This window comes from Lactiplantibacillus plantarum, from assembly GCF_014131735.1.
GTDB classification, from domain to species: domain Bacteria; phylum Bacillota; class Bacilli; order Lactobacillales; family Lactobacillaceae; genus Lactiplantibacillus; species Lactiplantibacillus plantarum.
In genome coordinates this window covers 1793024-1807382 of sequence record NZ_CP039121.1, presented here as the reverse complement: position 1 = coordinate 1807382, position 14359 = coordinate 1793024, and the positions used below count along the sequence as shown (strand labels likewise).

Sequence of the window (14359 nt, the reverse complement as noted above, 5' to 3'; positions counted from 1 at the left end):
GAAACGAATCGTGACTTGAATAGTAACGATTCGTTTTTTAAGCTTGGAAGTGAAAGGGGTGCTTAATGATGGATGAACGACAGCGGAGTTTGAGCGGTCAGACCTATGATGCACACGCACCAGTATTTTTAGAGCTAAAACGGCGTACACGGCAACTTTTAAGCCAGTATAACCAGCTCGCCTATGACCAAAAAAGTGAGAAACGTACGATATTGCAGGCTATGTTTGCCAAGATTGGATCGAATGTTTCGGTGGGGAGCCCATTTATTTGTGACTACGGGTGTAATATTTCGATTGGTCAGAATGTTTCAATCAATATGAACTGTACCTTGATCGACTGTAATCGGATTACCATTGGTAATAATGTCTTGATTGCCTCAAATGTTCAAATTTATACGGCTACCCATCCGGTCGAACTGCATGAACGTTTACGTGCGGACTGGCAGCCAGATAGTGATCAGTATTTTTGCCAGACGTTAGCGCGGCCAGTCACAATCGAGGATGGCTGTTGGATTGGTGGTGGCGTGATTATTATTCCCGGCGTGACAATTGGTCGGGGATCCGTGATTGGTGCCGGTAGTGTGGTCGTCAAAGACATTCCAGCTAATTCGTTGGCGGTAGGCAATCCTTGTCGTGTGATTCGGCAGATTAATCAAGGTGAACCGCATGCTTAAGATGATCGCCTTTGACTTTGACGGCACGCTCGCGCCGACGATTCCAATGGTGATTGACGTCTTTCGTCGTAGCGTTGCACCGTACGTTGAGCACGAACTGACCAAGCAAGCTATCGTCCAGACGTTTGGGCTAAATGAGGTTGGGATGGTCAAAGCAGTGGCTGGTCAACGGTGGCCGGTCGCTTTGGCCGCCTTTTATCAAGAATACGCTCGCGCACATTTACGGGTGTCAGCACCGTATCCGGGAATCGTCACACTTTTAGAACTGTTGCAGCAGCAAGGGATGGCGCTAGCTCTGATTACGGGTAAGGCGGCTAAGAGTTGTCAAATTTCCTTGGACGTGACTGGCCTGACGTCCTATTTCCCCACGCGGTTGTATGGTTCTGAGTGTCAACCTAATAAAGCTGACAATCTGCGACAATTGATGCGCACTAAGTCGTTAGACGCCGCGGAACTCTTGTACGTTGGCGATACTCGCTCAGATTTTGAAGCAGCTGATACGGCCGGGGTGCAATGTTTGACGGCGGCGTGGGATCCTAATCAGCCAATTGTTGAAGCCGGTGATCAGATCGTGTTTACTTCGGTCGAGCAGTTGTGGGTCTACTTGCAACGGCGACTTGGTTGAAGCAGTTAAATAAACAGGATAATTAATAATCGTGGTAACAAACAAATTAAAAAGAGTGGCGTGATAAGTCGCATCGTTATATAAGGCCAATTAATAACAGGGCATGACTTTAGTGTTTTTAAAGTTACGCCCTGTTATTAGTGTTTTTTAATCTATTGATGGGTGTATTAGGATTATCAGTATGTGGTCAAAGCGTAAATCAGTTGAGACGATCGCAGTCAGTTAGAATTAAATCTTCTAATCATAGTAATTTGCAAAATAACCTAGTCGCACGGCGGATTACGACCACAGTGAAGGGGCACCAACTGGCCTGCTTATTTGAATCGTTCCAGTGCTGTTTAAGCAATTGCACGTGAATTGTCAAACGGTCACACCGGTAATCAGGGTGAAATTGGTTATGTTGACGAGCATAACTATTATCAAATTATTCAGCGCATGGGTAACCATGTACAAATTCGAATTGCGCGGGCGAAATAACGTGACGACACGTTATGACTGTCTAAATTTTAAAAACTAAATCTTTTTGCACTTTACTAAAATCTTAGAAATTTAAAAACAACATGTATATCTAATCTTAACGTGTATCTTTAAGAGGAGTCTGGTTTGCAAGTTTAATTTTGAATTAAACAAAGATAAGAAACTAACTTGTATTGAATAAGTGCCATTTTCAGGGATTTTGCGGTAGCCAATCGTGTAATATTCCATTTCGATATTTTATAATAAATTCTATTAAAGTATGAAATATATTGTCGACAGAACTAGTATTATTACGTATAAGTTAAATAATATGTGGTGTTTTTTTGTTGAGATTTAGCTGCGCCTGACTCTTTTAGTGGATACTATTGAAAGGGTATTGAGAAATTTCTAGTCAATAAAAAAGTAAGGTATTGATGGAGTGATATGCTACATTGAGCTAACTTGGGAAAATGAAACTTTTGTATGATTTAAATGGTGAAACAATCAATGAAGAAATATAATATTCAGTCCATAATTGATTGGCTTTACAGAATCAGTACTTTAAAATGGTTTAATTATTTGCAAGACGCATTAATAGCTGCTTTTCCAATAATTGTTGTTAATGGTTTTCTTGAAACTATCTTACAAGCCTTAATGACTGACAATGGATTTTTTGTCGTTATCTTTCACTTAGAACACTTTGTTGCAAGTAATGCTGTTTTGATAAATCAGCTGACTGTATTAGTTCAGCTATTACAAGTTTTTGCCAACACAATAATTGCTGTCCAGTTCTCAAGAAATGTGATCAAATCTTTAGATAATAATATAGCTTGTGGTGCAATGGCTGCATTCTCTTTTATTATTTTGAGCATTAAGTTAGGCCAGAACCATGAATTGATTTTTCTAATTCATGGTGTTACTTTTGCTTTGCTGACGGGCCTAGGAGTTAGTAAATGTTTTGATTTTTTTAGAGTCGAAGTCAATAAGGACGATAATGATTATCAAAACGCTTTAATTGCGACATTGACAAACATCAAGCCTATTCTCTGTATCATTTTTTGTGTTTTAATTTTAAAAATATTAAATTTTGAAATTGATTCAAATGGAATAAACACTCATCTGCATAGCATAATTCAAACAGCCCTAACCGATAATCACTACAGTTTGATACCAGTGTTACTAATACTTTTTCTAAGAAGTATTAGTAAATTTATGGGGATTAATGCGGATTTTCTTTTTAGTTTTAGTACCCGAGCGCAATTGGTAAATTTAAATCGTGCTTTGAAATTTGCACATCCTGTTGCTGCTGTTCATCCAACTGCTTACTCGACGTTATATTCTTGTTTTGCCCATTTGGGTGGCGATGGCATGTTACTCGCATTGATAATTGTCGTGCTCATCATAGGAAAAAATCAACATTTGAAAAGGTTATTGACTTGGTCGTTCATACCGACGTTTTTTAACTTCTCAGAGCCAGTGATGGTTGGCTTTCCAATCATGTATATGCCTATTTATCTAATTCCTTTTATAATGAGTCCTTTAGTAACGACAGTCATTGCTTATCCGTTTTTAAAGTACAATATTGTCCCAGCGCCTGTTTATCCAGTGCCTAATGGTACGCCAGGACTGTTGAAAGCTTTTATTGCCACTGGGGGCAACATTCCGACCCTACTATTAGCACTTCTTTGCTTAGTTGTCTCTTGTTTTATATATTTACCGTTTGTTAAAGCAGAGATGAGACTAATTAATCTAGAGCATGCGAAAATTAGATCTTCTTTTAAAAGATAAATTTTGAATTTGTGAGTCTAGAGGATAATAGACGGAGTGATTAACTTGCGAATCTCAAAAAAAATTATTATTTCAATAGGCCTATTATGCTTCCTTATGACGTTAATTTTTTTGTCCGATAAATGGACTAAACAGAATATTTCAAATTTGAAGATTCAACGAAACTCAGTTACTGAACCCATAGTTTTGGTTCCAGGAAGTAATGCGACACAATATAGATTTGATCCGCTTATAAGAGACATTAATAAAAGGGAAAAAACACCTCATTCTTTGTTAAGAGTGTTAGTGCATAAGAATTATACAATTTCCTATAGTGGTGCAATAAAAAAAGGTGAAAGACAACCCTTTATTGTTATTGCTTTTGAAGATAATAAAGATGGTTTTAAAAATATAAAGAAACAAGCTATCTGGTTAAAATACGCCTTAAAATATATATCACAACAATATGAATTTCGAAAGATTTCATTAATTGGCCATTCGAATGGTGGGCTGATTATCACGTATGCACTTGAACATAATTTGACTAGCCATTATCTAACTGTACAAAAGGTTATGACTATTGCTGCACCGTACAATTTGAACGATTCTTCTGTTAGAAGTGAGACTGAGTTGTTAGAAAACTTGATTGCAAACAGAAAATATATTCCAAACTCAATTGATATGTATTCTTTAGCTGGCACTCAAAGTTATAGCAATGACGGCTTAGTTCCGTTGTACAGCGTATTGGCGGGTCGCTATATTTACCAAAAGCAAGTTAAGCATTATACGCAAATAACTGTTTCGGGTGTTGGAGCGGAACATTCGGACTTACCACAGAACCAACAAATAATAATGGCCATTGAACAATATATTGAAAAGTAGAAATTTTTTCTGCTTTTTCCTTTAATTACTTATCCTAATTTATATTCTGAAATAGTTCGTATATTATCTGTTTTATGTTATTTTAAAAAAAGTACAAGTGCAGTTCTAGTCAATAATTCATATCTTGCAAGAAGGTAAGCAGATGAATAAGCATAACTTCTCAAATAAACGTAGCTATGCAAAAGCTTACAGACAGTGCATGCGGGAAGATATTCTAGGTCAATATGCGGTAGCTACGTTTTGGTATCTGTATTAAAAGAAAATACCATGATGTGTGATACGTGCGATACACGTTTTACATGGATCCTTTTGAACGAGAAAGAATGATTGTTGTTCCTAATACTTTCAAAGAAATTGACAGAAGGGTGACTTTTGCCGACCCGTTAAAATTTTCAGACCATACTAAAGGGGCACAGATGGACACTGAAGGGTGTGGTATTTAAAGAAGTGAATTGGAAAAATTGAGGGGATTGAATTTATAGACTGTCATTTTAGAATGAGGCGCATGGCTACAGTTGCTGGCAGCAAAACTGTCAAATTGGTTTAGGGCTGTATTAAAAGAATACCGTTAACCAGTTCTACTAAGAAATTTACAGGACACATGGTGGAGCCTACAGGAGTGGTTGAAGTGGTCATGAATTAGCTGGTGCCCACAAATATAGGGCTCAACAAACCTGACAAAACTGTCAAATTTCGCGTGTTAACGTGAGCAACAGACATAAGAAGGTCTGATTTGCCTTGAGCACGTCGGCAGCATTCGGTGGAATTAACTCATCACTTATGCTGGGCTAGCATAAAAAGAGTAGCGTTCATCTTCTTGATTTGAACGCTACTCTATTATTTTAAATGCCGAACTGTTTAAACCAAAGAGGGTAAATAATGAATTTGAATATTTATGATCTACTACTATATTGATATCTTTTTCTACTTTTGACATCGATTGAAAGTGCGAAGTTTAAAAAATTATATATCCAGGCGACGTAATCAGGATTAGCGTTTTTAATTTAATAAAATTGGGTAGATTCTTTTTAGTAGAGTGTGAAATTAAGAAAGATAATCAAATCTGTTCCAGAATCAAACTTAGTTGTACCAATAAACAATAGTTGTTTTGTATTAATTTTTTGGTTGAAAGAGTGATGTAATTAAACTTGTATCAAGATCAGAAATAGATATGCTTTGAGTATTTAAGACATGCCATAAACCACCAGCACAAAAATTAAAAAAATTGGATTGCTGGGTTGAAGTGAGATGTTGCCAATCAGAATTTTCTGTTAAGTTGACAATGTCCAACAGTTTGAGTGCAGTTAACCGATGTAATGTGTATGAGAAAAAGTCGGAATTTTGTAAAACTTGTAATCGATTTTTGTTGCCAAACCAAAATTTGAAAAGAGCGTCGATAAAATCATTTAAACAAAGTATTGGTGTTTCTTTCAATATTTCGATAAAGTCATTTGCAGAATTATCCAAAAAGCCCTCAATGACTTTTTGTGTGGATGAATAATGACGATAAAAAGTTTTTCTAGATACTCCTGACTTTAAGCAAAGTTCTGTGACAGTAATACTTTCGAGTGTTTGTCCAGTCTCAATTAAATCAAATAGATGTTTTACCAATTTAGCATCAGTTAGTTGATATTGTTCTTGTGGCATTTGTTTTATCCCCTTTCATCTTTCATCAAAACCTAAATTATCATTTATTGAATTAAATAATGGCAAATCAGGGATATGCTGGACACACAACCTGATTTAACCACTATTCATGTTTTAAATTCGTCTTTTCTGGGTTCAGGAGGTTTAAAGAAGCCGTACGTCTTTTTATGCTAAGCTGTCTTTTTTCCGTTTCTTAATGAGGGTAGATGCATACATGGCAAAAATTGAAGCTATACCAATGTACAGCAGGCTCAACATTGAAGGTCCAGTGATTGATGCATCTGTAATATACATTTGGTTAAGAATAAGATCATAGGCAAAGCGAATTGGCGTAATATCATAAACATAATTATGATAGAAGGGACTCAGCATTTGCGGAATGAAAGTAATGACTGCCATTGAACCTATCCAGATAATAAGTAGTAATGGCCATCCTTTTAGTCCAAGCAAATCGAGTACAGCTGACTGCAGTAGATAGAAAACAAATGATATACCACCAATCATCAGTAGGAATTGTTTTGGATCATGAATTGGCACAGAATAGCAAACTTTTGTGAAGAAGTAAACTGATACAGCAATCGCAGTGACAATTGCGATACCCGAAATTAATTGGCTTGTGACACTAGTTAATGAGAGGCGGCCATCAGTACGTTTCTTCTCATTCTTACTATGGTCTCGCCAGTTCAGTAAACTAGCAATAAGACTACCGAGCCAACAGAAGATGGTTACTAAGAATGGCGCCATACCACTTATTTCTTTAGTTGAAACTTTATTGCGTTTGATAAGAGTTGTGTGAATTGGTGTTTGCAATTTAGACCAGTCCTGAGGAGATAGTGTTAGTCCTGACTTATTTGCAACGGTTATATATTCGTTAGAAATCTTCTGATTTAGATGATCAGTCATCTTTGGAAGTGCAGTAGTCAAAATAGTTGCAACCGTCATATTACTTCCTTGACTGACGTATAAAGAGATTTTTGCTTGTTCTGGGGTCTTCTTGGTTAATGAATTTGCTAAGGCCTTTTGTTGTTGGAATGGTGCCGTCTTAGCAGCCACTGGCGTTTTAACTACCAGTGCAGCTAGCTTCTGAGTTATGATTTTACCTTTTAAATAGTCTGTTTGCTGATTGATAGCTTTAGTAAATCCCGAATGAATGACAACAGCCCCGTAGTATTTTCCGGATGCAAAGCCTTTAGTGAGTTCACTCGTGTGGGTTACATTGACCCATTTAATTTCAGCGCTTTTCTTATGGCTCTCTTTTCGTAATTTCTTAACAACATTCTTAGCATCTTTTCCTGTATCGTTTACTACTAACGCTAATGGTAAATGACGAACCTTAACTGTGCTCCTAGCTCCAACTTGTGCGAAGGCAAATAATCCGATTAATATAGTGGCGACTAACATACTGATCCAGATGCTTTTTCTCTTAAACACGTTGAACATTTTCACTACCCCCTTTTTTTATGCTACGGGTAGTTTATATTAATATTGAAATAAAAAACATGGTCAAATTAATATGATTTGTGTCTTAAGGCTACAAATGGCAACCATATGAGCCATAAGGTTACAGAATTGGCAAAACTGGTAATGGAGGAATCGATATGACGGATTTTAGAATGAAAAAAACTGACGACGTTATCACCAAATCATTTGTTGACCTAGTCATAGAGAATGGATTTGACAACGTTACTGTCACGGATATTGCACTCAAATCTATGATTAGTCGTAAAACTTTCTATTTACATTATGAGGACAAATTTGCACTGACAGACGCAATACTACAAGATATTCTAACGTGGTTTGATGAGACATTGAAAAAGAAGCGATTACTCATAAATCAAGGAATTGGCTTAAGTAACGCAGTTGGTCAATTAGAACCGGAACTTAGACAATTACTGATGTGTTGGAGCAGACCAATAAACGCAATAATGGCAATTCCACAAGCTAAGATGCAACTAATGGATGGTCTTAAAGATATTTTAAGTAATCATTTACAGGCAGCTCTCACACATCCAAAGTCAGATTTGGAAATAAATGTTATTGGTGGCATGATGTTAGGGATGATAAGATATTACTTACAAACAAATGACTTCCCATCAAGCAAAGAAATTCATCAATTATCAGACACCCTTAATTTGATATTTGGCGCGTAGTATAAGTCAGTCACATTTCTGTCCATTTAAAGTGGTATTTTGCTTTAGTGATTAAGCCTGATTGTGAAATCTTATAGCGTTTTTTAATGGGATTAATTTGGCGCCTAAAGTATGATTGTACGATGTTTTACAATTGCTTTATTAGTATAAACTTCATATTGTAAGGGCCATCGTAGATAGAAAAGGCATTTTATTTGGCGTTATTAGTTATAGCACCTGTAAAAAAGATAAAACCGGGATTTAACTAATTTCGATAAGACGGCGTCTCACTGGCAACGGTCGGAAAGTTAAACAGTGAGAATTCACTGGATTGGTGCGGCCAATGAGCCACAAACCACGGTGAAAAAACAAGCTTTTTAGTGTCAACAGATAAAGTTATGACACAGCGTATGCTAAATGAGGGTCGGTATTGAGTGATATGGTGAGAAATTGCTTGCCGGGTCTTGCCCAATCCGCCATACCGCAGTATGGTTAGGACAAACGAGTTAACGGGAGTGACAATATGGACTGGGAAGACTATTTTCCAACGGCAATCGCTGAACGTGGGTACGATTATTACTTACAGGGGTATGTCACTGATTTAAAACGGACCAAAACACAAATTACGGCAATGGTTACGGGCACGCAGGACTATGGCGTGGTGATTGATCTCGCTAATGGTGACTTTCACGGTGGCGCGTGTGAGTGTCCGTATGCCAATAGTCATCCGTACTGCAAGCACATGGCGGCCGTTTTGTGCCAAGCGACGGCGGCTGATAAACCTGCCAGTCAACAGCAAGTTTCCAAAGCACCAACTAGTTTCGACAGTCTTGAACAGACTGCCACTAAGCTGGTGGAGCGGGCTACTGATCGGCAAGTCCGGGACTTTTTGAGTGTGGTGTTGGCCCATGACAAGCATCTCGTCCAGCTGTTCCGGACGGTCATGGGTGAGACTAATGTTGTGACAGATTTACCTGAATATCTCGCGAGTGTTGATGATTTATTTGACACAAACGCGGATGGCGGTGGTTTTATCGATTATGACGCGGCGACGGACTTCGGTGATGAGGCCTTAACTCTCCTAAAAGAAGAGGTGCAACCGTTGGTCGATCACGGCGAGTATGGTTTGGTATTTCAAATCTTAGCGCATCTGATGCTTAAAATCGACCACGTCGACATTGATGATTCCGATGGTGAGATCATGATGATCATGAGTGCTAGTGACGACTTGTGGGAAGCTGTCTTAACAAAAGCCGACGCGGATGTGCAGCAGCAGGTGTTTGATTGGTTATGCAAACAATTAACGAAGTCGTTGAATATCATTGAAGATACGCTTGACGATTTATTATTCACATATTTCAAGACGCCAGCGTTTATTGATGCAAAGCTGGTGTATACCGCTAAGCGGTTCCGTGCGGTGCAAAAACACCCGGATCTCTGGGACTATGACTGGCAGATAAAAAAATGGCTAAAGCACTATTTACAAATGATGTCTGCGGCTCATGTGCCTGATAAGCAAATTATTAAATTTTGTGGCGCTAACTTGGCGATACCGCAAGTTCGCTTGTTTTATAGCCAGTTCTGTCTTCAACATCAAGATGAGGCGCACGCGGTCCAATTGCTAAAGGATGGTAAAAAGTTGGTCACGGACGATCCCAGCATGTTAGCGGAACTTAGTCGCCAACTAAAGGACGCTTATCAGCAATTAGGTGAACAACAACTGTATCGTCAGGAATTATGGCAATTGCTGACTGAATATGCGCCAGCGGATGAGATGCTATTTTCAGAGTTGAAGCAGAGTTACCCGACCACGGATTGGCCGGCGGTTCGCGAGCAACTGTTGACAGCGATCGCGAAGAATTCCAATGTCGATTTGAAACCACTGTACGTGCAAGAAAACTTATTGAACCCGCTATTAAAAGCGGTCGTGGCCGCGGACGGACTCTGGGATTTACGGATCTATGAGCCGTTATTGAAACCACGTTTTTCAGATCTGCTATTAGCGAAATATGATCATGAAGTGCGGAAAATGGCTACTACTACTGGAACTCGGCGAAAGTATCAACAATTGGTTGGCATATTGAAACGGATGCTTGCTTACCCGGCTGGTAAATCGACCGTGCAGGCGATTGTACATGATTGGCAGCAACAATATCCGCGGCGTTCAGCAATGATGGATGAGCTCTCGCGGTTAAACTGGTAATTGATCGTTAGTTGGCGCAGCAATCGCGAACAGAGTTGAGTCGCATCGTTAAGTTTAGGATCGGTTCCTACCCCAAACTTAGCGGTGCTTTTTTCATAGCCAACTGCGGGCATAATAAATTGTCTTTGGGGCCTCGGTCATCCTGGCCAAGCTAAAATGGTAGGACGTTAGTCTATTTCAAAGTTATTAATAGCTGTCCATACTCATGGCTGACCGGTGGCTGTCATTGACCCTGTTATTCAAAATAAGGCTAATCAGTCATCGAATCACAATTAAATTTGAATAATGACCGAATTATCATCTTGGAACCGGTATAATGAGCCTTAAGCGACCGAACTGATTAACCATAGGGTGTGGATATGCGCTGTTGGCGTCATTTGTGGTTCGGCCGTTGCTACGAATAAATTAGCGAGTGATGTGAGGACGTGATCAGTAATGAATATTTTGATTATTGGAACGGGTAAATTGGGGTATGAAGTGTATCGTCGAGTGGCCGTGATGCCGCAGCACCACGTGACTTTGTTGGATCATCACCGACATGAGCATGATGTCTCGTTAGCCACGCAGTTAATCGGGGATGCGAGCAATGTTGATGATTTAAAACGCGCGCTGCGAGGGATTGACGTCGTATTCTCAACGGTGGGCATTACCCACGCGGCGCAGTTTGCCACGGCATTGGTGCAAGCGATGGATGCAGTTGGGGTCAAACGGCTATTTTGGACGACCCAGTTTCAAATCAACTATGATCAGATTTCAGAAGCAATGTACACCTTAGCCCACCGCGAGTTTGGGTTTAGTCGTGAAGTTGAGACGACCTATGTGGCGGGGCAAAAGGCCGGGGCCGCAGTCATCAGGAATAGTGATTTGGACTATACATTGCTAGCCTGTCATTTTTTCAAGTACAATGATGAAGCGGATCAATTAATTGTTGAACCAGCTGGAAATGCTGTTAGCGGTGGGCCACTTAGTCTATTCTCATTGGCGACATTGATCACCGATATGTTGGAACATCCACAAGATTATCCGCAACGTGAGCTCATGATCTCAGCTTGGCCAGGCGAAAAGTAACATCAGTTCTGGCTAATCAACTTTAATTGACAACAGTAGTACTCATAAAATATAAGTTTTGATGGCGATAGCTAAGTTGCACCAACGGGTAACTGGGCTATCGCCATTTTTGTGCTAAGTTTCAAAACTTACGACTGTTACCAGTGTACTAATGTAAATTGGTTCTATTTTTCTGAGCCAGACGGTACAATATTTGTAAATTCATCAAAAGATTGAGGAGATGGGAGCAATGTCACAATGGCAACAAGATTGGGCTTACCAAAAGTACTGGGTCATGGCACACTCACAGCAGCATTATAATGCCATCCGACAATTAGCTCGGCACAATGATTGGTCAGCTGCAAAACAGGAACGCTACCAACAATTATTAGCAGAAGCCGAACAAATTACGCCAACTAAAGCCACGTTGACAACGGCTTATCAGCACGTCTGGGGCTATTTTAAAAAGCAGTGTACGCTGGCCGAGAAGCAACGTTACTTGAATTTACTAACGAATTTAACCCCGGCACACGATCAGCTTGGGCCGTTCTTGTGGCAGTTGACGGTGAAGTACGAAGTGGCTTATTTGCTGGCGTCACGCTTGCTGCGCGCGTTTGATCAGCATGAAAATCAACGGTGATTCGTATAACATTTATATTATTTAAACAATAATAAATATGAAAAAACAATGAATTTTTTACGATTACTTCGTTCAGGTCTTTACAAAGTTATGAATAACCTGCTACAATAATAAACAAGTTATAATTATCATAATAAAAACACTAATCAAGGAGGCGAAATAATTATGATTAAATTGTTTACGCAAGCAGGATGTAACTCATCGCGAAAGGCCCGCCAATGGTTCCGGGATCATGATATTGCATTTGAGGAGAAGAACTTTAGTAGCGCAGCCCCTACTGTTAGTGAGTTAAAACAAATTCTGTGCCTAACTGAGAATGGATTGGAAGATATTATTTCTACCCGTTCACAAAGTTATCCCGCAATTGCTGATAAGCTGCCAGATATGTCATTCAATGAGACGCTCCGGCTGTTATGCGAACAACCCCAGTTGTTGCGGCGGCCAATTATTGTTGGTCGTAATAAATTGCAAGTAGGCTTTAATGATGATGATATTCGCCAATTCATTCCCCGGCATATTCGGCGACTGAATTTTCAACAAACCTTAGTTGGATTGGTGGATATGTAATGATAGGGGACTTAAAGTCCACCATATTGTGAAAATGGTAATTACTAGGTTGATGTAAATTAATGTTAATCCGACGCTCTTTTTCATAATTGTTGATGCCAATAGCGGCCTAACTTGATTGAAAGACGTCATAAAGAAACAAAAACATCCCGGCTAGCAGACAGGCTAGTCGGGATGTTTTTGGCGCTTCAGCAGTCATTTAGTCGACTGTGATGGTAGTGGAAGATGCCATTAGCTGTGCCAACTGTTCTTCGGTTGTCCGGTTTTGGGACAACGGTGGCAAGTTGTCGAGCGTAAAGTAGGCTGTTTGGGCGACCTCAATGTTAGGCTCAAATTGGCCATCAGTAATTTCACAAGCAAAGACCAATTTATAATACTGAAATGGTTGGGGAATATCGACACGTAGAGCAGTATCAAAAACGGTGATGAGCCCCTGAACCGCGACGTGACGGCCAGTCTCTTCCCACACCTCGCGTTGCACATTTTCAGTCGGCGTGTAGCCCACGTCAGCAAAGCCGCCTGGTAAGGCCCATAGTTTCGTTTTAATATCTTGAACGAGTAGTAGCTGATTACCATGGCGTATCAAGCCGCGAACGTCGATTTTGGGGGTAATGTAGCCAGAGTCCTGAGTTAGAGCAGCCGTCAGGTCAGCAGTGGCGACGTTGGCAGCGGCGGCCATTTGTTGAATCAATAAGGTTTGTAACTTTTGATAGCGATCTTTGTCGAACGGGTCAGTCGTGTAGGCTAATCCGCTTTGAATCAGGGCTAACATTGCTCGTTGAGTAGTTAATAGTGAAGATGGCATGTTAATGATCCTCCTCTAAAGGTAAATAAGTTTATCAGGTGCAATTTTAGTAGCTAGGTTATCCGGTAGTGGCTGATCAGTCACAAAGTAATCAAAATCACTGAGAGCTAGCAAGTTGAAGTTGTGGCTGACGTTCACCTTGGTGTGGTCAAACAACAGCACTAGCCGGTCGCTTTGGGCGCGTAACGTTTCCTTTAAAGCGATATCAGATTCGTAAGCGTAATAAACGCCGTCTGCGGTCAACCCAGCGCAACTCAAGACCGTGGTCGTAAATCGAAATTTGTGTAGTGCTAGAATGCTGTCAGCGCCTTGAACACACCGTTGTTGTGCATCTAATGTGCCACCCAGGATACGCGTTTGAAAATTGCTATGTCGTAATGCCTGGTCAGCAATGTCAAGGGAATTCGTAACGATCATGCCGGGGTGCTTGGACTGGAGATATTGTGGTAGACAGGCAACGGTGGTTGAGATATCTAGAAATAATAACGCATCATTTAGTAAATACGAACTGGCAGTGTGGGCCAGGGCTCGTTTAGTTTGCAGTAAGTCATCATCCCGGTCCAGGTACTGATCTAGCTTATTAAACGTATTCGGCCGACTAATGCCGCCGTAGTTTCGTTCAGCCAAATTATGAGCTGCGAGTTTGACAATATCGCGCCGGGCAGTGTCGCGTGAAGTCCCCGTTAATTGCATAATGTCTTTTAAACTCAGTGATGGGTGGGTTTTTAATTCATCAAGAATCAATGCTAAGCGTGTTTTTTGGTTCATAATTGATCACCTTAAGTTTTTTTAAGTGTTAAACACATACTAACTTATTTTAGCTTAAATAGAAAGCCAATGACGTCAATTAATGAAAACGGTTGAATTAATCGGCGTTGATGTTGTGGTTACGCCTTGAAACCCTTAAAATTAAGCTA

General features: G+C 40.0%; 13 protein-coding genes. 9 read left to right on the top strand and 4 right to left on the bottom strand.

Features of this window, described 5'->3' with window-relative positions; translation table 11 throughout:
• Positions 1 to 65 precede the first annotated feature (65 nt).
• The 4 genes from E5260_RS08320 (at position 66) to E5260_RS08305 (ending at position 4404) form a co-directional block, all read left to right on the top strand.
• On the top strand, positions 66 to 674 hold the full coding sequence (locus E5260_RS08320; RefSeq protein WP_003640644.1) for a sugar O-acetyltransferase: 609 nt from the start codon (positions 66 to 68) through the stop codon (positions 672 to 674).
• Positions 667 to 1299 (top strand): HAD family hydrolase, encoded by a 633-nt coding sequence (locus E5260_RS08315; RefSeq protein ID WP_003640643.1) that lies wholly within the window; start codon positions 667 to 669, stop codon positions 1297 to 1299. The genes E5260_RS08320 and E5260_RS08315 overlap by 8 nt, the downstream gene beginning before the upstream one ends.
• A 963-nt stretch (positions 1300 to 2262) precedes the next feature.
• Entirely contained in the window at positions 2263 to 3543 is a 1281-nt protein-coding gene (locus E5260_RS08310; RefSeq protein ID WP_025015628.1) for a PTS sugar transporter subunit IIC, read from the top strand.
• A 147-nt stretch (positions 3544 to 3690) separates the two neighbouring features.
• A complete protein-coding gene (locus E5260_RS08305) occupies positions 3691 to 4404 on the top strand; it encodes an alpha/beta hydrolase (RefSeq protein WP_225867863.1) in 714 nt (237 codons plus the stop codon).
• Between the two features lie 1113 nt (positions 4405 to 5517).
• Here the strand turns inward: E5260_RS08305 and E5260_RS08300 are convergent.
• Positions 5518 to 6051: a TetR/AcrR family transcriptional regulator gene (locus tag E5260_RS08300; RefSeq protein ID WP_003640638.1), complete on the bottom strand. Its 534-nt coding sequence runs from the start codon at positions 6049 to 6051 to the stop codon at positions 5518 to 5520.
• A 165-nt stretch (positions 6052 to 6216) separates the two neighbouring features.
• Positions 6217 to 7491 (bottom strand): YhgE/Pip domain-containing protein, encoded by a 1275-nt coding sequence (locus E5260_RS08295; RefSeq protein WP_003640637.1) that lies wholly within the window; start codon positions 7489 to 7491, stop codon positions 6217 to 6219.
• A 158-nt stretch (positions 7492 to 7649) separates the two neighbouring features.
• On the opposite strand from E5260_RS08295, the gene E5260_RS08290 reads away from it, so the two are divergent.
• The 5 genes from E5260_RS08290 (at position 7650) to E5260_RS08270 (ending at position 12637) form a co-directional block, all read left to right on the top strand.
• The gene (locus tag E5260_RS08290) at positions 7650 to 8201 is read left to right on the top strand and encodes a TetR/AcrR family transcriptional regulator (protein WP_003640636.1); all 552 of its coding nucleotides are present in this window, start codon (positions 7650 to 7652) and stop codon (positions 8199 to 8201) included.
• Between the two features lie 502 nt (positions 8202 to 8703).
• Positions 8704 to 10383, top strand: a complete 1680-nt coding sequence (locus tag E5260_RS08285) for an SWIM zinc finger family protein (protein WP_003640635.1) — start codon at positions 8704 to 8706, stop codon at positions 10381 to 10383.
• Positions 10384 to 10818: 435 nt separating this feature from the next.
• The gene (locus E5260_RS08280) at positions 10819 to 11451 is read left to right on the top strand and encodes an NAD(P)H-binding protein (RefSeq protein ID WP_003640634.1); all 633 of its coding nucleotides are present in this window, start codon (positions 10819 to 10821) and stop codon (positions 11449 to 11451) included.
• 229 nt (positions 11452 to 11680) lie between these two features.
• On the top strand, positions 11681 to 12070 hold the full coding sequence (locus E5260_RS08275) for a YbgA family protein (RefSeq protein ID WP_003644450.1): 390 nt from the start codon (positions 11681 to 11683) through the stop codon (positions 12068 to 12070).
• A 165-nt stretch (positions 12071 to 12235) separates the two neighbouring features.
• A complete protein-coding gene (locus tag E5260_RS08270; protein ID WP_003640632.1) occupies positions 12236 to 12637 on the top strand; it encodes a Spx/MgsR family RNA polymerase-binding regulatory protein in 402 nt (133 codons plus the stop codon).
• Positions 12638 to 12836: 199 nt separating this feature from the next.
• Here E5260_RS08270 and E5260_RS08265 read toward each other — a convergent pair whose 3' ends face one another.
• Together E5260_RS08265 and E5260_RS08260 are read right to left on the bottom strand one after the other, a co-directional pair.
• The gene (locus tag E5260_RS08265; protein WP_003640631.1) at positions 12837 to 13442 is read right to left on the bottom strand and encodes an NUDIX hydrolase N-terminal domain-containing protein; all 606 of its coding nucleotides are present in this window, start codon (positions 13440 to 13442) and stop codon (positions 12837 to 12839) included.
• 15 nt (positions 13443 to 13457) lie between these two features.
• Complete coding sequence (locus E5260_RS08260) at positions 13458 to 14210, bottom strand: DeoR/GlpR family DNA-binding transcription regulator (protein WP_003640630.1); 753 nt, start codon at positions 14208 to 14210, stop codon at positions 13458 to 13460.
• Between the last annotated feature and the right edge of the window lie 149 nt (positions 14211 to 14359).